At 42.6% G+C, this 21,091-nt stretch carries 18 protein-coding genes; 8 read left to right on the plus strand and 10 right to left on the minus strand.

Features of this window, described 5'->3' with window-relative positions; genetic code table 11:
- The first annotated feature begins 503 nt into the window (after positions 1-503).
- Positions 504-995 carry a DUF1097 domain-containing protein gene (locus tag GUY17_RS18340; protein WP_162023932.1) on the plus strand — a complete coding sequence of 164 codons (492 nt, stop codon included), beginning with the start codon at positions 504-506 and terminating at the stop codon, positions 993-995.
- Between the two features lie 299 nt (positions 996-1,294).
- Here the strand turns inward: GUY17_RS18340 and GUY17_RS18345 are convergent, their stop codons facing one another.
- The 3 genes from GUY17_RS18345 to metB all read right to left on the minus strand — a co-directional run bounded on the left by GUY17_RS18345 (position 1,295) and on the right by metB (position 5,362).
- Positions 1,295-1,501: a hypothetical protein gene (locus tag GUY17_RS18345; RefSeq protein WP_162023933.1), complete on the minus strand. Its 207-nt coding sequence runs from the start codon at positions 1,499-1,501 to the stop codon at positions 1,295-1,297.
- Positions 1,502-1,667: 166 nt separating this feature from the next.
- Positions 1,668-4,061, minus strand: coding sequence for a bifunctional aspartate kinase/homoserine dehydrogenase II (locus GUY17_RS18350; RefSeq protein WP_162023934.1), 2,394 nt, complete (start codon positions 4,059-4,061; stop codon positions 1,668-1,670).
- A 131-nt stretch (positions 4,062-4,192) separates the two neighbouring features.
- Entirely contained in the window at positions 4,193-5,362 is a 1,170-nt protein-coding gene (metB, locus tag GUY17_RS18355) for a cystathionine gamma-synthase (protein WP_162023935.1), read from the minus strand.
- A 208-nt stretch (positions 5,363-5,570) separates the two neighbouring features.
- On the opposite strand from metB, the gene metJ reads away from it, so the two are divergent.
- The 5 genes from metJ to GUY17_RS18380 all read left to right on the plus strand — a co-directional run bounded on the left by metJ (position 5,571) and on the right by GUY17_RS18380 (position 10,713).
- The gene (metJ, locus tag GUY17_RS18360; protein WP_011638970.1) at positions 5,571-5,885 is read left to right on the plus strand and encodes a met regulon transcriptional regulator MetJ; all 315 of its coding nucleotides are present in this window, start codon (positions 5,571-5,573) and stop codon (positions 5,883-5,885) included.
- 75 nt (positions 5,886-5,960) lie between these two features.
- The gene (locus tag GUY17_RS18365) at positions 5,961-6,701 is read left to right on the plus strand and encodes a sulfite exporter TauE/SafE family protein (protein WP_101085112.1); all 741 of its coding nucleotides are present in this window, start codon (positions 5,961-5,963) and stop codon (positions 6,699-6,701) included.
- Positions 6,702-7,065: 364 nt separating this feature from the next.
- Positions 7,066-7,395: a cytochrome c gene (locus tag GUY17_RS18370; protein ID WP_101085111.1), complete on the plus strand. Its 330-nt coding sequence runs from the start codon at positions 7,066-7,068 to the stop codon at positions 7,393-7,395.
- Positions 7,396-7,543: 148 nt separating this feature from the next.
- Positions 7,544-9,256, plus strand: coding sequence for a DUF3373 domain-containing protein (locus GUY17_RS18375; RefSeq protein WP_162023936.1), 1,713 nt, complete (start codon positions 7,544-7,546; stop codon positions 9,254-9,256).
- A 62-nt stretch (positions 9,257-9,318) separates the two neighbouring features.
- A complete protein-coding gene (locus tag GUY17_RS18380; RefSeq protein ID WP_162023937.1) occupies positions 9,319-10,713 on the plus strand; it encodes a tetrathionate reductase family octaheme c-type cytochrome in 1,395 nt (464 codons plus the stop codon).
- A gap of 94 nt (positions 10,714-10,807) precedes the next feature.
- On the opposite strand, the gene GUY17_RS18385 is transcribed toward GUY17_RS18380, so the two are convergent.
- From GUY17_RS18385 to GUY17_RS18395, 3 genes are all read right to left on the minus strand, one after another.
- A complete protein-coding gene (locus GUY17_RS18385) occupies positions 10,808-11,788 on the minus strand; it encodes a pseudouridine synthase (protein ID WP_162023938.1) in 981 nt (326 codons plus the stop codon).
- 111 nt (positions 11,789-11,899) lie between these two features.
- Positions 11,900-12,478, minus strand: a complete 579-nt coding sequence (locus tag GUY17_RS18390) for an LON peptidase substrate-binding domain-containing protein (protein ID WP_101085107.1) — start codon at positions 12,476-12,478, stop codon at positions 11,900-11,902.
- A gap of 213 nt (positions 12,479-12,691) precedes the next feature.
- On the minus strand, positions 12,692-13,747 hold the full coding sequence (locus GUY17_RS18395) for an alpha/beta hydrolase (RefSeq protein ID WP_162023939.1): 1,056 nt from the start codon (positions 13,745-13,747) through the stop codon (positions 12,692-12,694).
- 105 nt (positions 13,748-13,852) lie between these two features.
- On the opposite strand from GUY17_RS18395, the gene GUY17_RS18400 reads away from it, so the two are divergent.
- Positions 13,853-14,314 carry a YhcH/YjgK/YiaL family protein gene (locus GUY17_RS18400; protein WP_102036963.1) on the plus strand — a complete coding sequence of 154 codons (462 nt, stop codon included), beginning with the start codon at positions 13,853-13,855 and terminating at the stop codon, positions 14,312-14,314.
- Between the two features lie 379 nt (positions 14,315-14,693).
- Positions 14,694-15,617, plus strand: a complete 924-nt coding sequence (locus GUY17_RS18405; protein WP_162023940.1) for a manganese-dependent inorganic pyrophosphatase — start codon at positions 14,694-14,696, stop codon at positions 15,615-15,617.
- Between the two features lie 89 nt (positions 15,618-15,706).
- Here GUY17_RS18405 and GUY17_RS18410 read toward each other — a convergent pair whose 3' ends face one another.
- The 4 genes from GUY17_RS18410 to GUY17_RS18425 form a co-directional block, all read right to left on the minus strand.
- Positions 15,707-16,111, minus strand: a complete 405-nt coding sequence (locus GUY17_RS18410; RefSeq protein WP_162023941.1) for a DUF1850 domain-containing protein — start codon at positions 16,109-16,111, stop codon at positions 15,707-15,709.
- A complete protein-coding gene (locus GUY17_RS18415) occupies positions 16,111-18,144 on the minus strand; it encodes a TRAP transporter permease (RefSeq protein ID WP_162024405.1) in 2,034 nt (677 codons plus the stop codon). The genes GUY17_RS18410 and GUY17_RS18415 overlap by 1 nt, the downstream gene beginning before the upstream one ends.
- 204 nt (positions 18,145-18,348) lie before the next feature.
- Positions 18,349-19,302: a TAXI family TRAP transporter solute-binding subunit gene (locus GUY17_RS18420; protein WP_011638983.1), complete on the minus strand. Its 954-nt coding sequence runs from the start codon at positions 19,300-19,302 to the stop codon at positions 18,349-18,351.
- 332 nt (positions 19,303-19,634) lie between these two features.
- Positions 19,635-20,909 carry a glycerophosphodiester phosphodiesterase family protein gene (locus tag GUY17_RS18425; protein ID WP_162023942.1) on the minus strand — a complete coding sequence of 425 codons (1,275 nt, stop codon included), beginning with the start codon at positions 20,907-20,909 and terminating at the stop codon, positions 19,635-19,637.
- Between the last annotated feature and the right edge of the window lie 182 nt (positions 20,910-21,091).

Here is a 21,091-nt window from a genome sequence, read left to right on the forward strand (position 1 = left end):
TATACCAATCAGCTAAAATGATTAACTTAACCTAAACCATTTAGCCGTTTGGACGTCTATATGTCCATATACTAGTTTAACTGCATACTAAGTCAAGCTAAAAAACCATCAATAAGCAATTTGTAATAATCACATTAACGCTAGGCCTAAATCATAGACAATATAAAACGGCTGAAAACAGCCGTTTGTTCATCTATCTGCAGGCTTTTTGTTCATCAGCCTGCAGACAGTGTCATTTGATAATGTTCAAATTATTTTTTAAAAAGTGCGCTAACACTTAGGTACTAACAAAGTTAATAGCATTAGTGACTATATCTGGCGTTAATGTGCGGTAGACATGATGACTCTCTCACAATTATCGAGTTGCATAACGTTTGGTTTTATTAGCAGTTGCTTTTATTTGCGAACTGGATCGACTTTTGTAAAACCTAACTGCCTAAATTTAGTTTATTGTGCTAAATTTAGAACTCACCGTTCTAATTTTAATCTTTTGTGAGGCAACCATGGCGCATCGTTGGCAAATTGCAATTTCTGCTGGTTTATTAGCAGCTGTTTGGGCTGGTCTTGCTGATGTATTTCATCTCGTGACATGGGTCGGCTTTCTGGGCTGCAGTACCTTTTTCGCTCAAACAGAAACAGGTGCTAAAGGCATGATGATGGCGATGATGACCAATCTTTCCGGTGTATTCTGGGGCTGGTTAATTATTGCAGGCAGCGGTGTTCTAGGTTCGCCAATGATCAGCTATGCATTAACAGGCATTGTCACCGCATTTATGTGCTTACAAGCCAGTAATAAAAACTTCGCCTTTATTCCCGGCACCTTTATCGGTTGTTGCATCACTTTTGCCTTAAATGCTGATCTAGCCGCTATCATTCCACCACTTATTATTGGCGCCGTACTCGGTTACAGCATGAGCCTACTCACAGGCCTATTAATAACGTTAACCGATAAAACAGCTGAATCATTAAAAGATGACGCAGTAGAAGAAGCCTAAGCACAGGCGACTTAGATTGTGTCGCCTTAAGAGTATTCGTTACCTGAGAATAAATAAAGATAACTAAAGACTGGGCCAATCTTTAAATACTCGCAAAAATAGTATCCATAAACATCACTTCAAATTGGTCGAACTCTCGATCGGATATTCATATAATAAAAAGTCTAAGCTCTTCTATTATCGAGCTTTTTCAGCACTTAGAATAAGGACGCAGCTTTATGCTACCTATTCATTTTTGTTATCTATTGTTCGTTTATGTCGAGGAGATGATTAAGCTTACATGGAACAATCTCATTAGATTACTGATACCAAATGGTAATATTTAATGTCGCTGGCATAAATGACCCACCGCTTTGAGTTTGTTTAATTTCGGTGATTTCTATAGATGTTTGTGTGGATAACCATAAATTAATTTCGTCTTGTAAACCACAATCAGCTTGTTCTATCGGTTTCATCCAAAAGCTTAGTTTAGGTTTTAACACTTTAGTAAATACTTTGATTTTCATAATTATTTTGAACTCCATTTCAAGATGTGAACACTTGTCATCTAACATTTTAGTATTTATGCGTTGAGCGGTTTGCGGCAAATAAAGAAAAGAGCTGAATTTCAGCTCACAAACATTCCCGAGAGGACATAAAAAAGACCATCAATAATGGTCTTTTTTAACAAAACTACTCTTGCAACAGGTCTTTGCAAATATGCACCAAATCCGACTGCACAGCCGCAGCAGTCACCTCACGCCCAGCCCCTGGACCGCGAATAATCAATGGATTACCTTGATAAAACGCACTGCGAATAACAAACACATTATCCCCTGGGGTTAAATTCGCATAAGGATGATTATTATCAACCCACTGCAAACCCACTTCAGCCTGTAACTTACCTTCGACTTTATCCAGCGAAGCCACATAACGTAGCACCTTGTTCTGTTCAGCCGCAGCGACATACTGCTGCAACAAATCATCGTCTAACTCACTGATGCGTGTTAAAAAATCTTCTAGTGACAACTCTGCTAAAGCTTGAGGTACTAATGAGTTAAGACTAATATCGTCTAGCTCTACCGCTAAACCAATCTCGCGAGCCAAGATTAACAACTTACGTTGCATATCGCGGCCAGATAAGTCATCGCGTGGATCAGGTTCAGTAATGCCTAAACTGCGAGCATGCAGTACTAATTCTGAGAACGGCTTACTGCCATCATAATTTTCGAACAGCCAACATAACGTGCCCGAGAAAATACCACCCACAGCTTCAATAGTGTCACCACTATTACGTAAGTCATTTAACGCATGTTGAATAGGTAAACCTGCGCCACAGCTGGCGTTATAACGCCAAAATAAGCGGCGATTACTCAGCTGCTGCTTTAATTCACGATAAAATGGCAATGGCCCTGAGCCGGCTAATTTATTGGCACTTACCACATGAATACCACGGGCAAATAGCTCGGGATATTGTAAGGTTAAAGCAGCACTCGCACTGATATCTAAGGCGACAATTTCATCGCATGATAACTGCGCTAATTGATCAAAAAGCTGATCATAATCCCATTCAATACCTTGCTGTTGATAATCTTGCTGCCATTGTTCAAGGTTAATTCCGTCGTTAGAAATTAATGCTTTTTTCGAACCGACTAAACCAACAAGCTCAACAGAGGCTTCAAGTTCGTGATCTAATGCTGGACTGGCGCGTTTAAACAAATCAATCCACGCCTCACCAATGTTACCCACTCCCAGCAATAACACTCCAATACGCATTCTTGGTCCAGCACAACGACGATGTACTTTTTGGGTCAATAAACTCACTTGAGCTTGCGGGACTAAAGTGACCAAACTTAATGCATCTTGATAAATCGGTTTGGCATCACGGCTGAGTAGTCGGGCAAAACTGCGTCTAAAGTGATGAGCATCGGCACTGACTAATGCCACTAGGCCTAAGTCAGTTTGGGCACTCAACTCTTCAATCAAAAATTCGCTGCTGTATTGAGTGAGCAAAGCTTGCACTTGTTTTTGGCTTTCAAGCGTTAACGCCAACTCAAACTTATGTTGTGCTAGCGACCAATAAGCTAACGGCGTGATACCAGCTTTATCCAAAATGGCCAGTAACGGTTCAATATCTGCGTTCATTTTAAAACTAAACAACACCACTTCATTTAAGTTAGTCACTACTGGCGCACTTGCTGATGAACTCAGTGGCGCAATTAGAGTAAAGTCGGTGTGTGAAGCATAGCTCGAGCGTACTGCTAGGCTCACGTCGGTATTAAATAACGGCTGTAAGGTACGAGAATGCAGTACAGGAGAGCCCAGGCGCGCTAAGCGGTCAGCTTCTGCGAGTGACATACTCTTGAGTAATTTAGCATCATTAATTTTATTCGGGTCGGCGTTAAATACCCCTTCAACGTCGGTCCAAATGGTCACACGCTCAATGTCAGCTAAGCTGGCAATTAAGGTGGCACTAAAATCAGAACCATTGCGACCCAGCAATAAGGTATCGCCGTGGCGGTTAGCGCATATAAAGCCGGTGATCACTAAACGCTCTTGCGGGTGCAAGGCTAATAAGGCCTGTACCTTATCACGAGACTCAGCCACTAAAATATTGGGTACGGCGCCTTCATCGGCTACCAAAATAGAGCACGCATCGACATGAGTCGCAGCTACGCCCATTTCTCGTAACAAAGCGGCCATTAAGCGCGCCGACCAACGTTCACCAAAACTCACCACTTGGTTTAATTGGTAATCGTTACGTTGCTCTAAAGATAATAAGCTGACTAACTGAGATTTGTCGGTAGACAAACGTTCGCGTAAATCACGCGCTTGCTCGTTTGATAATAATTGTTCAATTAACGTCTGCTGGTAACTGATCAGAATTTGCAGCTCTTCTTGCCACAACTGACCGCTGTCGCGCAGGCTCAATAATTTGTATAAGAAGTTAGTCGTTTTTCCGGCGGCGGATACCACAACTAAATCATCACTCTGACCATGCGTAAGTAGAATATGTGCAACACGGCGATAGCAATCTGCATCCGCTAAACTTGAACCACCAAACTTATGTAAATGACTTCGCGTCATTACTGACTCCTTAAACAACTACGACTTTTGTTGCGACTGCTAGACTTCTATTTTGAAACCAATAGTGTTGCAAGTGCATGTTTTGCTATTTTACCCAATTTGGTCGAAACCACAGCTAACTTAAACTCGAATTAAGCTGATTTTATCGCGGCAACAGCTGCTAGGCCTGCTTGAATATCGGCCAAGAGGTCATCTGCATCTTCAATACCGACAGATAGTCTCAATAAAGTCTCTTTAATACCAGCCTCTTGCCTTGCTTGTGGGTCCATTGCTCTATGGGTCATGGTGGCCGGAACGGCGACTAAACTTTCCACTCCGCCTAAACTTTCGGCAATACTAAACAACGACAGCGCCTTTAAAAATGCCACCACTTCCGCTTCGCCGCCAATTAACTCAAAACTTAACATAGCACCAAAGCCTTGTTGTTGTTTTGCCGCAATTTCGTGACCTAGATGGTCTTTTAAACCCGGATAATACACCTTGGCCACCACATCACTGGCGCTGAGTAACTCAACAATCTTTTGTGCATTACGTTGATGCTCACGAATTCGTACCGCTAAAGTACGTAAGCCTCGGAGGGTTAAATAACTGTCAAATGCTGAACCCGTAAGCCCAAGAGTATTTGACCACCAATGTAACAACTCACCCACTTGAGGATCTTTAGCCACTACCGCTCCACCGACCACATCGCTATGACCATTGATGTATTTGGTGGTTGAGTGAATAACAATGTCTGCACCTAATAATAATGGCTGCTGTAATATTGGTGATAAAAAGGTGTTATCGACTGTCACTAGCGCGCCAACGTCATGGCAAGCGATACTAATGGCATTAATGTCTACCACCCGCAATAAAGGATTCGATGGCGTTTCTAACCACACCATTTTCGGTTTTTGAGCTATCGCTTTGCTCAGCGCTTGCGCATCAGTTTGATCAACAACCAATAACTTAAATTGGCCTTTTTTGGCCAAGTTAGTAAATAAGCGGTAACTGCCACCATAACAATCGTGCGGCACAACCAATAAATCCTCTGGGCCAAGTAAGCTAGTCACCAATGTAATCGCCGCCATGCCGGTACATGTCACCACGCCGGTAGCACCTTGCTCGAGTTTGGCGAGTGCGTCACCTAAAATACATCGAGTAGGATTACCCGAACGACTGTAATCAAACTCGCGCGGATTATTGTGGCCATCGAATGAATAATTGGTCGATAAATAAATCGGTGGCACGATAGCACCATGTTGTGTGTCTGTTTCAATACCTTGGCGAACGGCCAATGTGGCGTTTTGATGCTTAGTCATGGTGACTCCTAAAATTTCACAAACACACAAAGAGATGTCTAGACGTCCAAATTTACCTAAGAGATCCCCATCCGTCAACTTAAATAGACGTTTAGACGTCTAAACATCAAGAAATCTATTTGCAATCGGGATTAAATAGTAGCAATAATTTGACTAGAGATTGTAACGGTTTAAAATCTGCAGCGTATTTATCGTTAAGGGTAAGTTAATGACTGAGTGGAATGGCGAATATATCAGCCCATATGCCGAGCACGGCAAAAAAAATGAACAAGTAAAAAAAATTACGGTTTCTATCCCTTTAAAAGTATTAAAAGTACTGACGGATGAGCGGACGCGTCGCCAGATAAATAATCTGCGCCATGCAACTAACAGTGAACTGCTATGCGAAGCATTTTTGCATGCGTACACAGGTCAACCATTACCTTATGACGGTGATCTATCAAAAGATCAGCCTGATAGCATTCCAAGTGAAGCGAAAAAGTTAATGGATGATATGGGTATCGAGTGGGAAGAGCTCGAATAATTCACTGATTAGTCAATACCTCACAGACTTTGAAACGACCCTAATAAGAAGTCGTCATGTTTTTAAAGAGAACTTATGATGTCATTTATCGATCCAACGACCTTGATACTGGCATCGATTATCGTGTTTTTTGGCGCGCTAACCCAAAGCTTAATTGGCTTTGGGTTAGCCGTTGTTGCTAGCCCGCTGCTGTATATTGTTAATCCTCAATTAGTTCCTGTTCCTATTATTGTTATGGGCTTTGCCATTTCTGCAATGACCTTATTTAGAGAACGCGGTCATCTACAATTTAATGGTTTGCAATATGCCTTACTCGGGCGGATCCCTGGGGGGTTTTTAGGCGCTGGATTATTGCTGTTTGCCCCACAAGCCATACTAGGCTTAGTGATTGCAGGCATTGTGTTTATTGCTGTTATTCTTAGCATCTTTCGCTTTACCGCCCCTATTAATCGCCTCAGTTTATTTATCGCTGGGGTATTTTCAGGCATATTTGGCAATATCGCTGCTATCGGTGGTCCACCAATGGCCATTTTGCTTGCAGGCCAAGACCCAGGTCAGTTTAGAGCGGCATTATCTGCCTTTTTCGTGTTTAGCTCATTAATTGCCTTAGCTATTCTAACCATCGTCGGCTTAGTTGAAGTGAAGCATTTATGGCTATCACTGCTATTATTGCCTTCAGTCGTTGCTGGTTATCTTGTCTCAGGTAGATTAATTGGCCGCGTTGATAAAGATAAAACCCGCATAGTCACCTTAGTGTTATGTAGTATTAGTGCCACTGTGTTAGTGATTATGTCGACCAACACGTTAATGAGCTAATCAGCTAATCAGCTATTCTGTACCTGTAAACAAAACCAGCCATCAATGGGCTTGTTCGCTAATAATGATTAAAATCTTCCCCTTCTATTTATCAAGCAGTCTATTTCTCACCTAAAAACGCCATCAATAAGTATCAAAAAAACCACTTTTATCTCCTCTAGCAAAATCCTCATCTTGGCGCAATAGATCCACATCACACTAGTTCATTAGATTTCTTTCAATTAACTTTTTTTCAATTAGATTTTTCTCATGGATATGATCTACTTCAAATTAACACTACTCACTTTTAGGTAACATTGTTTACAGCAAATAAATAATTAAATGCTGTTAATGCACAACCCTAATAAGCCCGACAGAGGACAAAATGATGAACACTTACATTAAAGTTGGTATCGCAGTTGCTATGGCATTATCACTTGGCACCCAAGTGATGGCCGCAGATGGTGGTAATCCTAAAAAAGGTAAGCACCTGTACAAAAAAGAATGTAAAGCCTGCCACAGCGCTAACAGTGAAGGTCCTGAATTAACCCCAATGACCAAAACCATGAGCCAATGGGATCGTTTCTTTACTCGTGATAAGCACAAAGCTAAACCTGCCGTTTTTGAAGCCTTATCAGAAAAAGACATAAAAGATATTCAACAGTTTTTATATGACCACGCCGCCGATTCAGACCAACCAGCTACTTGCGGCTAAATCATCAATGCTGAGTATCTTTTCGTTCTAAACGAAACATCAGCCAATAAACCAAACGAAAAAACTGTGAGGCTTAGCCTCAGGGATCCTGACACAAAAAATTTGCCAAATTGACCTTGTTATTTGGCAAATAAAGGGGAGAAAGACCATGAGAACTCTCATCTCAATATTAGTGGCTAACGCGCTCTTTATGAGCGGCGCAAGCCTAGCAGCAGATACCGATGCACAAAAGATTGCCGATCTTAAACAACAACTGGCTACTATTAATGAAGATCTTGATTACTTAAATTCACGAGTTGACAAAACCGAGCGTCACACAGCCTTAGACAGAATAGCCATTACGGGTGATTTTAGAACCAAAGCACATTCATTACATTATCAAAACGTCACTTGGAACCCAGCCATGAACGTTAACTTTTCTGACTTTGGCGCTAAAGCCATGTCAGGAGTATTTGGCGATCCAAACAGTGCTACCTCACCGTTAGGCCAAATGATGATGGCAAACCCTGATTTAGCCAGCGCGTTTCAAAGCGGTATGCTTCAAGGCGTTATGCCAATGCTGTTGGGCCAAAAAACCCAACAGGACATTGATAACGATATATTTTACACCACGCGCTTACGCCTAAACATTGACGCTAAAGTGTGGGATAACGTCAGCTTTGCAGGACGTTTAACCATGTTTAAGAGCTGGGGAGACTCTGCTGGAGTTAAAGTATTCGACTCATGGAACTCATTCACCATGGACGGCACCAGTAGCGGTAGCACCAGTGGTGATGAGTTAAAAGTAGAGCGCGCCTATTTTAATTGGAAAGACATTAATGGTAGTGGCACTTACCTTTCTATTGGACGTCGCCCTTCAACGTACGGTCCACCAAATCATTATCGTGAAAATGAACTCAGAGGCGGCACGCCATCAGGTCACTTAGTCAATTTCAACTTCGATGGTCTGACCTTAGGTTACAACTTGGGTGATATTACCGGTATTGAAGGCCAAACAGTACGTTTTTGCTATGGCCAAGGCTTTGAATCACAGTACGGCAATGGCGAATTGTTTGGTGACATCATCACTAAAGATACCCACCTCGGCGGGTTTAATATCGACGTGATTAATGACGGTAACCATTTCTTACAGTTCACTTTATTCGGTGCTAAAGATGTCAATGATGGCTTTACGGGCACCATGGCATTCCCTACTCAACTGGCGGGTATCTTTGCCCCAACCATGTATCAAGACATGCAAAAATTCGACAACTTTAACTTCGTCACCCGCGTACAACCAAGCGGTGTCATTGGTGATATGTACTTAGGTGGCCTAGGTTATGCCTATGAAACCGATGACGACCTGAAAATGTTTGCCTCATTAGGATGGACTCGTGCTGAACCTAACGGCAATGCTGGTTTGTTCGGTGGCATGTTAAGCGATGCAGTATTTGAAGCAGAGTTGAACAGCACTGGAACTGAAATCATTATGGTGCCAAAAGAAACCGTTGATAGCGACACCAAAGATGGTTACGGCATTTATGTGGGCATGCAAATTCCTGCACCATACGGCAAATTCGGTTTGGAATATAACTACGGTTCTAAATACTGGAGTCCCTTCACCCAAGCACAAGACGACCCAATCGGCAGTAAGTTAGCCACTCGCGGCCACGTTGCCGAAGCTTATTATATCTTTGATATTAATCCAAAAATGTTTATTAAGTTAGCCGGTTTGTATTACGACTATGAATATACCGGAAGTGGCTCACCAGTAGGTGCACCGATGAAGGTTGACGATGTGATTGCCGGTAGCGCGTACTCAATGTTGCCCGTTGTTGACACCGCCTATGACGTCAATGCCTCACTGACCGTTAACTTCTAACGCTAACTTAACCTTCTAACTTGGCCCCCCTGAGCACAAGCTCAGGGGTAAGGACAAATATCATGAAACTATTATCAGCACTGGCTGTATTACTGTTATTAAGCAGTAGCGCACAGGCTGCCTTTAACCACAAAGAGGCGCTGAAAGGGCCTTTTGCTAATGGCCCTGAAGTGACGACACAATGCTTAACCTGCCATAAAGAACATGCTGAAGAGTTTATGAAATCTTCACATTGGACTTGGGAGTTAGAGCAAAAACTACCTGACCGCACAGTGATGCGTGGTAAAAAGAACAGTATTAACAACTTTTGTGTATCGATATCGGGTAACGAACCGCGTTGTACCAGTTGTCATGCCGGTTATGGTTGGAAAGATTCTACATTCGACTTTAAAGACATGACCAAAGTCGATTGCTTAGTCTGTCACGACACCACAGGAACTTACATTAAAGATCCTGCGGGCGCAGGCGAGGCCTTAGCAAGAGTCAATTTAGCCAATGTTGCCCAAAATGTAGGTGCACCCGTGCGTGACAATTGCGGCAGTTGCCACTTTTACGGTGGCGGCGGTGATGCGGTTAAACACGGCGATTTAGACTCATCAATGTCTTATCCAGACAAAGCGACCGATGTCCACATGGATACCGATGGCAATGACTTCCAGTGTCAAACTTGTCACGTTACTGAAAACCATCAAATTACCGGTAACTCGATGGGCGTATCACCTGGTGGTGAAAACAAAATTGGTTGTGTAAATTGCCATGATGCTGCGCCTCACAAAAATAAAAAGCTCAATACACACACAGCAACTGTAGCGTGTCAGACTTGTCACATACCATCATTTGCTAAAAATGAACCCACCAAAATGCGTTGGGATTGGTCAAAAGCAGGTCAAGATCTTCCTGAAACAACAGACCAATATGGCAAGCACACCTTTATGAAAAAGAAAGGCAGCTTTATTTGGCAAAAAGACGTTAAACCACAATATGCCTGGTTTAATGGCCGTGCCGATGCGTATATGGCTGGCGATAAAATGGACCCAACTAAAACGGTTAAATTAGCTTATCCATTAGGTGATATTCGCGACCCTAAAGCTAAAATCTACCCATTTAAAGTGCACACGGGTAAGCAAATCTATGATACTAAACTCAATATTCTAATAACCCCTAAAACGTACGGTGAAGGTGGCTACTGGGATAAGTTTGATTGGGACTTAGCAGCCAAATTAGGCATGGAAGCTAACCCAACCATGATAGAGAAAGGACTTAAATACAGTGGCCAGCATGGTTTTGTTGAAACTGAGATGTGGTGGCGCATCAACCACATGGTGTCACCAAAAGACAAGGCTCTACAATGTAATGACTGCCACAACAAAGGCGAGCGTTTAGACTGGAAAGCCCTTGGTTATGATGGCGACCCAATGAAAAATCGTAAAGGTATTAAACACACTAAAGCTGACTAATACTCAGATAAGCTCACTGCAACAGCAATAAGCTGATACAAAAAAACCGCTATCGACTTTACGATGGCGGTTTTTTTATTCGCTAAATAACCAACTAAAAATCTAAACCTTGGCATTGAAAATCTTGTTCAATAGCACTGATTGGATCGGTAAAGCGCAACCGTTTAGCCAATAATTGCAATGGTTTATCAAAGTTGTCCGGCCCTTTAGGTTGTAGCACTGGATAAAAGCGGTCATGTAAAATCGGCATGCCTAAACTTTGCATATGTACACGTAATTGATGAGTTTTACCGGTAATCGGACTTAACTCAAATAAGCCAAAACCATTTTTTACCGCCACTAAACTGATTTCAGAATGACTATTCGCCTCGCCTTCAACCACCTGCATGGTAAAGCTTGGATTTGCCGCCACAATACGATTTTGAACAGTCCAATGAATAGGAAGCGTACAAGTATTATCGGCTAATTCACTCACCAACCTAGGCGTTAATTTAGCGATGGCCTGATAATCTTTAGTGATCTTGTCATCTAAAAATAGTTGATGATATGCATGGCGTGTTTGCGGATTGAGCGTCATTAACATCACCCCAGCCGTATCTTTATCGAGCCTGTGCGCCGGTGCGACCGTATCTATTTGAGTGGCGATACGTAAGCGATGCACTAAACATTCATTGACGTAATTTCCGCCTGGGGTAACAGGTAAAAAATGCGGTTTATAAACCACAATGGTATCAAGATCTTGATACAACACCAGCTCAGCAAAAGGCACTTTCGTTTCGGCCAGCACTTCGCGGTAATAATACACTTTGGCAGTGGCTTGATAGGCACTCTCTGCGGTAATTAACTCACCATTTTGCCAATGCACTTTGCCATCTTTGATCCGTTGCTGCCACACACCGGCATCGATTTGCTTAAAATGATCGACCAAAAACTCAACTACGGTGTGGTATTGCTTACCTGCTAATTCATTAGCACGCGGCAACACAATATACGAAGGCTGAGCGGCAATGGCAGCGTTTGGTGTTTGGGAAGAGGATTGAGGGTTATCCGCGGTGCAATTTGATGAATTAGGCATAAACAACTTGGCTATATAAAGATGAAGATAAGGTTCAAACGAGAAGGTATCTTATCAGGCTAGGTTTAAAATGTATCTTGATTACTTGATACCGATAACACAATATTGTGCTTATACATCCACATGAGATTTTAGTAATTGCAACACAAAATCCATGGTTTTGTGGCAATTAGGTTGTTCAACTAAAATCAGCTTATCACGGTTATACATAGGTAAAACCTCTAACCAACGCTGACTCACCCAAGCGGCATCTTCTAAATGAGTTTGTGAATACAATTCCAGTAAATCTGGATTCACTTGATAAAATTGTTCAAGTGCGGCGCTGATAATTTCAAACTCACCCGCAATGGGCTCATGGCACCAATTAGCGCAAGGGAGCGCACGAGCAATCCAACAACCATCTCGTTTTTGCGCGGCAGATAAAATTTTAAGACGCTGTGTTCCCTCAACAACGATGCTTAAAGAATCATCATCTAACTGGTTGAAATCAATAATATTGCATTGGGTTGCTGCAATATAACAAGGCAGTTCGCTATTCACTTTCAATGGCGCAAATGCTAAACCATAGTGACCTTTTAATACATCGGCAACCATGGCTAAATCACTCGGTGCCACAACTCTAATTTCAAGTCGTCCACCGGGTAATAGCACTGCATCTTGAATCAGTAATGCTACTTCTTTTGTTTGCATAACAGCCTCCTACACCATAGGTGAAGTTACTGAACCAAAGTCAAATCAATGAAACAAGTGTAGCAGTGGTTAATTATTCAACAACTTAAGCAGCCTAATATAATGCTTACTACCGACATAACCACCCGTTTTCGCTACGCCCTACTCCAATAGACCTTAATCAATACGACTATCTTTCAAAAAAAGTACAAAAAACATTCAATTTATTGAATCTTATAAACGCTCAATACGATCCATAATAGTGCCGGAAGCGACAATCTCAGCAAACTCGTCAGCTAATACCTGGCTTTGTTGCACGCTTTGCTGCCAATAAGCAATTCGACTTTCAGTATCTAAATTTTTAAAGTCTTCACGGTCAGGAATTTTACTAAACGGCAAGCTTGCAATAAATTGCTTACTGGGCGCTAAAATTAATCCATTGTGATAATTCGCTTTCGCTTTACGCCACAACAAGGATTTATCAAACCAGCCTGGGCTCATGTACGGATAAAAGTGCGGATACAAACTTAACCCTGTCGCAGCGGGTAATGGCATATCAAAATGATAATCGGTTATGCCTCCATCGTAATAATGGCCTTTTGGCGAGCCTTGCAGATCTTTTACCGGATCGAGCAATAGCGGGATCGATCCTGTCGCTAGTAATCCATGACGGATATTGTCTTGAGTTAACTCGACATGTTTGGTGGGCAAATCTTTCAAACGTCTAAAAGGTGATGCGGCGTCTTTATGGCTTAAAATAACCCGCTCGAAGTGCCAGCCTAAGCTTTTTCGATTGATGACATTACTTACCGCTGCCATCGATAATCCCATCATTAAGCCAAATTTGGCATGAATGCGATTTAAATGACGGGCACGGCAGGCCACCATATGATGACGAATTAACGGATTAGCAATAATATCAGCGCCTTGCTGTTCACCTAAAATGCCATCAACAATTTGCAATACTTGGGCACTGACTTGTTCACGCGTCGGCTTTTTTTCGTAATTCTGATGAATATAAAAATGCTCTAAACGTTCATAAGCCGCTAATGGATCTTGTTGCGCCATACAAGCTAAACGCCACGCACCCGACGATGCGCCCATAGTATAAAGAGGATCTTGGCGCCCCTGAAAAAACTCACTAAATAAATATTTATCTAAGCCTGCTATCGCCAGCCACTTAGGCCCGCCTGATGCAGCAAAGAGCTGAGTAAATAATGATTGATCTAAGCCATTCGCTTCCAGTTGTTCGTAAGCCGTTGGTCCAGCAAGTAAACGTAATGCAGGCAATGTACAATCCTTCTTATATTTGTAATGCTGTTATCTTGGTAAAACTGTATGCTTTAGCGCTAACACGCTAGCATATTTTTATGGTTCTTATCTTACGGAATTTTTATGATTGTTGATACTTTAGCAAATCGCCACCTATACACTCAACTTAGCCCGAGATTAGCCAAAGCATTAGCTCATCTCGCGGACACCGACTTTAGCCAGCTTGAAGTGGGCAACTATCCGCTTGAAGGCAAAGACATTTTCGTTATCGTCAATGACTATGAAACTAAGCCTAAAGAGATCGAACCCTTTGAAGTTCATCAACAGTATATTGATGTGCAGTATGTGGTTAGCGGTGAAGAAGAATTTGGCTATTTACCGTTAGCCAATCAAACGCCTTCTAAGCCTTATTTTGACAAGCATGACTATGCTGAATACGACTATGAATCTAACAAAGATGATGCGGCGTTTATTCCGCTAAAAGCCGGCATGTTTGCATTGTTTTTTCCTGGTGACATCCATATGCCGGGCACCAGCCCTACACCACAAAAAGTTCGCAAAGTGGTGATAAAAGTACGGGTATAACGATATGGCCTTAACAAATGATGAATACTCAGTCCTACTGCTGAATTATTAGCAAAAAATCGCTATTTGAGAGAAGTCTGCTAAAGTTAATTCCAGTACAAGAAGCACCTCGACAGAGCACTTGAGATAGTCTCAATAGAATACTGAAAGAGACTTCAATAACGTTGTTATCCCAAGCTAAAGACAAATATACACCTACCCTGAGTAAAATATAAAAAGCCCCGAGACTCTCCGCTCGGGGCCTTTTTTTGTCAATTAAACACGCATATCATTATGGATAACACTCATATGGTAAGTTGAACCGTTGAAGTGGTATTTTTTAATGCGATGAAGATCAATCCTTGTTAAAATCAGGGCAACTTTATAGGAGAGTCTTTCAATGGCAATGTATGTAGTGGGTCACAAGATCCCTGATTCAGATTCAATTTGTGGTGCTATAGCATTAGCATATTTAAAAAACCAAATCGATGAACCGGCAATTGCAGCCCGTTTAGGCGAGCTATCACCAGAAACCGCATTTATTTTAGAAAAATTTGGTTTTGAAGCACCAGAATATAAAACCAGTTACGCTGGTGAAGAAGTCTATATTGTTGACCATTCAGAAATTACTCAAGCGCCAGATGATATCGCTCAAGCGACTATCGTCGGTATTGTCGACCACCACAAATTAGGCGACCTAACCACTTCTACTCCACTAGAATGTTGGATCCGTCCAGTAGGTTGCAGCAACACCGTCATTAAAATGATGTTCGATTTCTACCAAGTAGAAATTCCAGCAAACATCGCTGGTATCATGATGTGCGCCATCTTAAGTGACACGGTTATTTTCAAATCTCCAACCTGTACCACTGCCGATATCCGTTGCGTTGAAGCGTTAGCAAAAATCGCCGGTGTAGAAGACTTTAAAGAACTCGGCATGGACATGTTTAAAGTAAAATCAGCAGTTGCAGGCACGCCAGCGCGTGACCTTGTTATGCGTGACTTTAAAGACTTCAACATGAACGGTAACCTAGTGGGTATTGGCCAATTAGAAGTTATCGATTTGTCTGTATTTGACGACATCAAAGCTGACCTAGAAGCTGATATTGCTAAATTGAAAATTGAAGGCAATCGTCACAGCGTATTATTGCTGCTAACCGATATCATGAAAGAAGGTTCAGAAATGTTAGTTGTTTCTGATTCAGCAGACTTAACTGAGCGCGCTTACGGTAAACCTACCGTTGATGGTCGCGTGTGGTTAGACGGCGTATTAAGCCGTAAAAAACAAGTTGTACCTGCACTGCAAGATGCCTTTGCAAAGTAACTCGTTGTAAACATCTCAAATAAAGAAAAAGCTGAATCAATTGATTCAGCTTTTTTTATGCTTCAACGCCTATCTATTATGTCGATTAACTAACTTGGTATATCACAGCCCCATAGCTCAATGGAGGGCTGCTCAGTGGTAGGCTCACCCACCCAATAACTCATAGAATGGCATTGTTGCCCAGCCTGAGTCGATAACACACATAACTGATAATCGCCTGCATCTGGCGTGCGGCCCAACTTTAGCATTGGCAAAATAGGCAAATGCGGTTTGTAGTGCCAACTGCCATCTTTTAACACTGCATCGGCAGGAATCTCCATTCCTGCGCCACTGCCTTTTACCCTTGCTTGTTCTAAAATAAAACCTTCATTAGTTAATCGATAATCTTCGGCCCAACGAATTTTCTCAATTGTGTGAGTCCAAGACAATGTCATCTGTTCAGCAGGCACTTGAGCCCAAATCGTGCCTGCTAAACCCAAACATAGCCCTAGCATTATTCGCCTTGCGCTAAACGTTTTAGCTTACGTGCACGCCATACGTGGTGCAAAATAAACGCCAGTGCCAAACCAAAACCTAACTCATCACTCAGCGGTGTCGCCATAATCAAGCAGCCACCAGCAATAAAGCCTAAAACACGTTCCCACCAATAAAGGTTCTGTAATAAGTAGCCGGTAAATATCACGCCCCAAATACCAATAGCCACCGTCGCTTTAAGGACCACATAAACCGTTTCTAGCACACCACCACTTTGGAGCATTAGCGCAGGGTCGTACACCGCCATAAACGGAATAATAAACCCAGCAATGGCAATGCGAATGGCCCATAAACTGATTTTTAAGCCTTTCTCTTTAGCGATTGGCGCCGCGGCGAAACACGCTAGGGCAACTGGCGGTGTAAGGTCTGCCATAATGCCAAAATAAAACACAAACATGTGTGACACAATTAACGGCACGCCTAAATCCAGTAACGCTGGCGCGGCAATTGAGCTGGTAATAATGTAGTTAGGAATGGTCGGGATCCCCATACCTAATACCAAACACGTCACCATCGTCAGCACTAAAGACAAAAATAAGTTATCTTGGCCGACAGCCAGAATATAGCCGGCAAACGTTGAAGCAATACCGGTTAGTGACACAACACCAATAATCACGCCCACTAGCGCACAAGCAATACCTACAGGTACAGCATGGCGAGCACCTTCAACTAATGCATGCAAACATAATGTGAGAGTTTCTTTACCACCTTTAACAAACCAACAAACCACCACCAGCATGGCAATAACGCCAAACATCACCCCAATACCTAACTGGAAAAAGCCTGCGCATATCACCCCTAATGCTATCCAAAAAGCAAACCGCATAGCAGCTGATGATAGATTGAGAATAATGGCCGAACCTAAAATCACAATCGCAGTGAGTGCTAAGCCAACCATGCCGGAAAACAGCGGTGTACGACCTGAAAACAACAAGCCAATCAAAATAAATAATGGGATGAGTAAGTACCAACGCAACTTAATTGCTGCCCACGGATCTGGACATTGGTCTTTAGGTAAACCAGATAAATTGGCGCGTTTAGCTTCTAAATGCACCATCCAGAACACCGAACAAAAATACAATACCGCGGGGATCATTGCCGCTTTAGCTATTTCAATAAATTGCACATTAATGGTTTCAGCCATAATAAAGGCTACGGCGCCCATAATCGGCGGCATAATTTGGCTGCCCATACTGGATGTGGCTTCTACACCCCCCGCAAAAGCAGACCGATAACCAAAACGCTTCATTAGCGGAATCGTAAATTGGCCAGTGGTGACCACATTGGCAACCCCCGAACCGGTAATGGTGCCCATGAGTGCCGACGATACCACCGACACTTTTGCAGGCCCACCCACTTTATGGCCAAATAAGCCCATAGCAAAGTCGGTAAATAAGCGGATCATTCCAGCTTGCTCTAAAAAGGCCCCAAACAGAATAAACAAGAAAATATAGGTCGCGGACACATAGGTTGGCGTGCCGTATAAGCCTTCGGTACCAAAGGCCAACTGGTTAACTATTTGGTCGAAACCATAACCTCGATGCATCAATTCACCGGGTAAATACTCACCAAACAAACCATACGCAAGAAACATACCGCAAATAATCGGCAGGGCTATTCCCATCACTCGTCTGGCGGCTTCAAACACTAAAGCTACTAACACTACACCAATAATCATGTCATTTTGGGTTAAGTCACCGGAACGTTGAATTAAGTCAGCTTCAAACACCCATTGATAAACTGCGGTAGCCATACCCGCTAAACCGAGTATCCATGCCAAAGGTTGCCATGGCTGACTCTTGCCTATACCTGGATAACTAATAAACACCACTAATAATAAAAAGCCCACGTGTACGGCGCGCAATACTTGTGTCGAAACTGGATGAAATGCCGCGGTGGTAATTTGGAAAATAGAAAAAATTAATGCTACTGCAAACAAGGCTTTCGGCCAGTTGCGAGTATCGGCACTTAAGCCCTGCTCTGGTTCGGTAATTTGGGTTGGATCGCTCATGGTATGCCTCGACACTTACTACAACTAAATAACCTCATCTCAAAAAAATGAGTGGACTAAAAATGACGTTGACTCAATTAGTCACTCTTGATCTAAAACGGAAGTTAGCAAATATGGTTGAAAGACAGAAATAAACAAGCGCTTGCTGGGTTTACCAAACAAGCGCTGTTAACTTAATACTATTACTTATAGCGCATTCACTTCTTTATAATAGCGTTCTGCACCTGGGTGTAGTGGAATAGGCAGATCTTTTGCCGCTGTGGCTAAACTGATCGCCTTAGCAGCTGAGTGAGCAGTACCTAAACGGTCTAGGTTTTCAAACATCAGCTTAGTCATTTGATAAGCAATCTCATCAGACACCTTACTGTGACTTACCAATAAGTTTTGTATCGCAACCGTACTCACATCTTCTGTTTGGCCTTCGTAAGTATTGGCCGTAATCACCCCAACTTGATAAGCAGGATTATTAATTTTAGCGACAACATCCGCAGGGATAGCCACAAAGTTGATATCCATTGTTGCGGCTAAATCACGAATGGCAGCCATACCTAAACCAGACGATTGTAAAGTCGCATCCAATTGGCGGTTTTTAATCAGCTCAACAGATTCGGCATAAGGCAAAAACTCCACTTTACCCATGTCGTCGTAACTGAGTCCTGCAGCAGCAAAAATAGCGCGAGCGTTTAGCTCAGTACCTGATTTTGGCGCCCCGACAGAAATACGTTTGCCTTTTAAATCTGCAAGACTATTAATACCGGCATCTTTATTGGCGACAATTTGGATGTAGTTAGAATAAGTTGCCGCAATAACGCGTAATTTTTTAAGCGGTGCTTTAAAACCGGCTTCCTGATCACCTTCCCACGCTGCCGATACCGAATCACCTAGTGCAAGCGCTAATTCACCACGCCCAGCTTGTAATAAATTGAGGTTTTCAACCGACGCTTTAGTCGCTTGTACTGAGGTTTTAGAGCCCTCAATGCCATTGCTGTAAAGTTGAGATAAAGCCACACCGATAGGATAGTAAACACCACTAGTTCCGCCGGTGAGAATATTGATAAATGTCGGCGCGGCCATAACAGCCGTACTAATAGATAGCGCTGCAGCTGCGCCAATCATGCAAAAACGTTTGGTTAATTTCATCCTGCAATATCCTTATTTTTTATATTGTTATGAGTATTATTATGTCGTTACACTACCACTGACATCCTGTGCAATCTATATAGACTAAAGGCTAATAACATCATTATAAATCGCCTTTATTCCGCGATTTCAGTTACTTCGATACGACACCAATAGCAACATTAGCATTTTTCATCACCAACTTGCTTTAGGGCTGTCTGGGCAGCGAGCAATAAATACTCTGCCATCCACGAGTATAGTTAATTGAAATAAAAAGGTGCCAACAATGTCGGCACCTTTTTAGTCTATGGTGTAAGCCCTAATGAAATGAAAGGCTGGAATGTTATTAAGCCTTACATATTCATACAGTTAGCATAATATGTCACTGTGGCAGGCCAGTCAGAAAACACCCCTATTACCCCGACATCTTTTGCCAGTACATCTAACAGCTCAAAAGTATCACCTTCGTTATCAATCACGTCAGCAATACTCTGATAATACCAACCACCGCCGCCTTGACTCAGTGGCCCCGAACGCTCTAATGACCAAGCAATAATCTTCAAGCCAGCGGCACTTGCTGCTTTGGCATATTCAGATGGCACTATCGCGTTATTGTCTCCTACGGTAACCAGCATCCATAAAGGTGGTGCAATAATCTTGACCCCGTCTGCCGCTAAGGTGTCCATACTCGGTGACCATGTGGCACTGTTTTGCGGATCAAATCCAGCTTGCTCGTCACGGCCATCAAGGTATACCGCTTGATCGGCAAATTCAGGTGCGTTGGCTATCCAATATTTTACATCGTCTAAATTAAACGATTGTGGAAACACTTGCGATGCATCAACGCCTGCTGCGGCATATTCATCTAGCATTTTTTGGGCGTAATCTTGTTGGGTAAATCCATCATACGGCATGCTGACACTGGCCGACTTAAGCTCGGGAGTCATCTTTACTCCAGCAGCTTTGAATAAGGCAATACTTTCAGCGTGAGTCATTAACGTGCCATTACCGGCATATAAATCGGTGCGCCAATTTGGCGTGCCATCCATAAACTCTTCAACTGTGGTGGCATTGGGGTTAAAGCCGTCCATTTTGCCTTGCAAGGTTGTAAACTCTGCAAGACTAATATCGCTGGTACAACAGGTTGCCGTTGCACTCACGCCATTGACGGCATCGGCTGGTGAAAATGGCACTGAACATTTATTGGCTAGGGCCGGGATAGCAAGAATATTGGTGGTAGTGGCTAAATCACACTGCGAGTGACGGCAAACTAACTCTTTATCTGCGGTAAATGTCACGTCACATTCCACAATACCTGCGCCCGAATCGATAGCTGCTTGATAAGCTTCTTTGGTATGCTCAGGAAATTGCATTGATGCGCCGCGATGACCAATAGAAAAGTCAGTACGGTAAAATGAATTTGAAGCACATTGCGCTAATTGATCTTTTAACTCACTGTCTTGCATTTGACCGACTAAAAATAGCGGCCTAGGGCCTACTTGAGCGCTAACACTTTTATCCACTTCTGCAGTGGTGTCATTATTATCGTTACTGTTACACCCCGAAATCCATAACGTACTGGTTAAAACTGAAATGATACCCAGTGTTACACTTTTTTTCCTTGTCATCTTTTTGCTCCATGTTGTAATGCGGTAATGTCAGTTGTAATGGTTTGCTGAAAAATTCATCATCAGGAACAGCTTACGCAATGAATATGACTGAATTATCGAATTAATATGACAACCTTAGTTTCTACTGTTTTACCGACCGATTGAATAATATAAAACATGACCCTAACTGCGGTAACGGT

The organism is Shewanella sp. Arc9-LZ, from assembly GCF_010092445.1.
In the GTDB taxonomy this organism is placed as follows: domain Bacteria; phylum Pseudomonadota; class Gammaproteobacteria; order Enterobacterales; family Shewanellaceae; genus Shewanella.

Excerpts from the sequence above, each read along its gene's own strand:
- GUY17_RS18340 (WP_162023932.1), top strand. The coding sequence starts at position 504 with ATGGCGCATCGTTGGCAAATTGCAATTTCTGCTGGTTTATTAGCAGCT.
- GUY17_RS18345 (WP_162023933.1), bottom strand. The coding sequence starts at position 1,501 with ATGAAAATCAAAGTATTTACTAAAGTGTTAAAACCTAAACTAAGCTTT.
- GUY17_RS18350 (WP_162023934.1), bottom strand. The coding sequence starts at position 4,061 with ATGACGCGAAGTCATTTACATAAGTTTGGTGGTTCAAGTTTAGCGGAT.
- metB (WP_162023935.1), bottom strand. The coding sequence starts at position 5,362 with ATGACTAAGCATCAAAACGCCACATTGGCCGTTCGCCAAGGTATTGAA.
- metJ (WP_011638970.1), top strand. The coding sequence starts at position 5,571 with ATGACTGAGTGGAATGGCGAATATATCAGCCCATATGCCGAGCACGGC.
- GUY17_RS18365 (WP_101085112.1), top strand. The coding sequence starts at position 5,961 with ATGATGTCATTTATCGATCCAACGACCTTGATACTGGCATCGATTATC.
- GUY17_RS18370 (WP_101085111.1), top strand. The coding sequence starts at position 7,066 with ATGATGAACACTTACATTAAAGTTGGTATCGCAGTTGCTATGGCATTA.
- GUY17_RS18375 (WP_162023936.1), top strand. The coding sequence starts at position 7,544 with ATGAGAACTCTCATCTCAATATTAGTGGCTAACGCGCTCTTTATGAGC.
- GUY17_RS18380 (WP_162023937.1), top strand. The coding sequence starts at position 9,319 with ATGAAACTATTATCAGCACTGGCTGTATTACTGTTATTAAGCAGTAGC.
- GUY17_RS18385 (WP_162023938.1), bottom strand. The coding sequence starts at position 11,788 with ATGCCTAATTCATCAAATTGCACCGCGGATAACCCTCAATCCTCTTCC.
- GUY17_RS18390 (WP_101085107.1), bottom strand. The coding sequence starts at position 12,478 with ATGCAAACAAAAGAAGTAGCATTACTGATTCAAGATGCAGTGCTATTA.
- GUY17_RS18400 (WP_102036963.1), top strand. The coding sequence starts at position 13,853 with ATGATTGTTGATACTTTAGCAAATCGCCACCTATACACTCAACTTAGC.
- GUY17_RS18405 (WP_162023940.1), top strand. The coding sequence starts at position 14,694 with ATGGCAATGTATGTAGTGGGTCACAAGATCCCTGATTCAGATTCAATT.
- GUY17_RS18410 (WP_162023941.1), bottom strand. The coding sequence starts at position 16,111 with ATGCTAGGGCTATGTTTGGGTTTAGCAGGCACGATTTGGGCTCAAGTG.
- GUY17_RS18420 (WP_011638983.1), bottom strand. The coding sequence starts at position 19,302 with ATGAAATTAACCAAACGTTTTTGCATGATTGGCGCAGCTGCAGCGCTA.
- GUY17_RS18425 (WP_162023942.1), bottom strand. The coding sequence starts at position 20,909 with ATGACAAGGAAAAAAAGTGTAACACTGGGTATCATTTCAGTTTTAACC.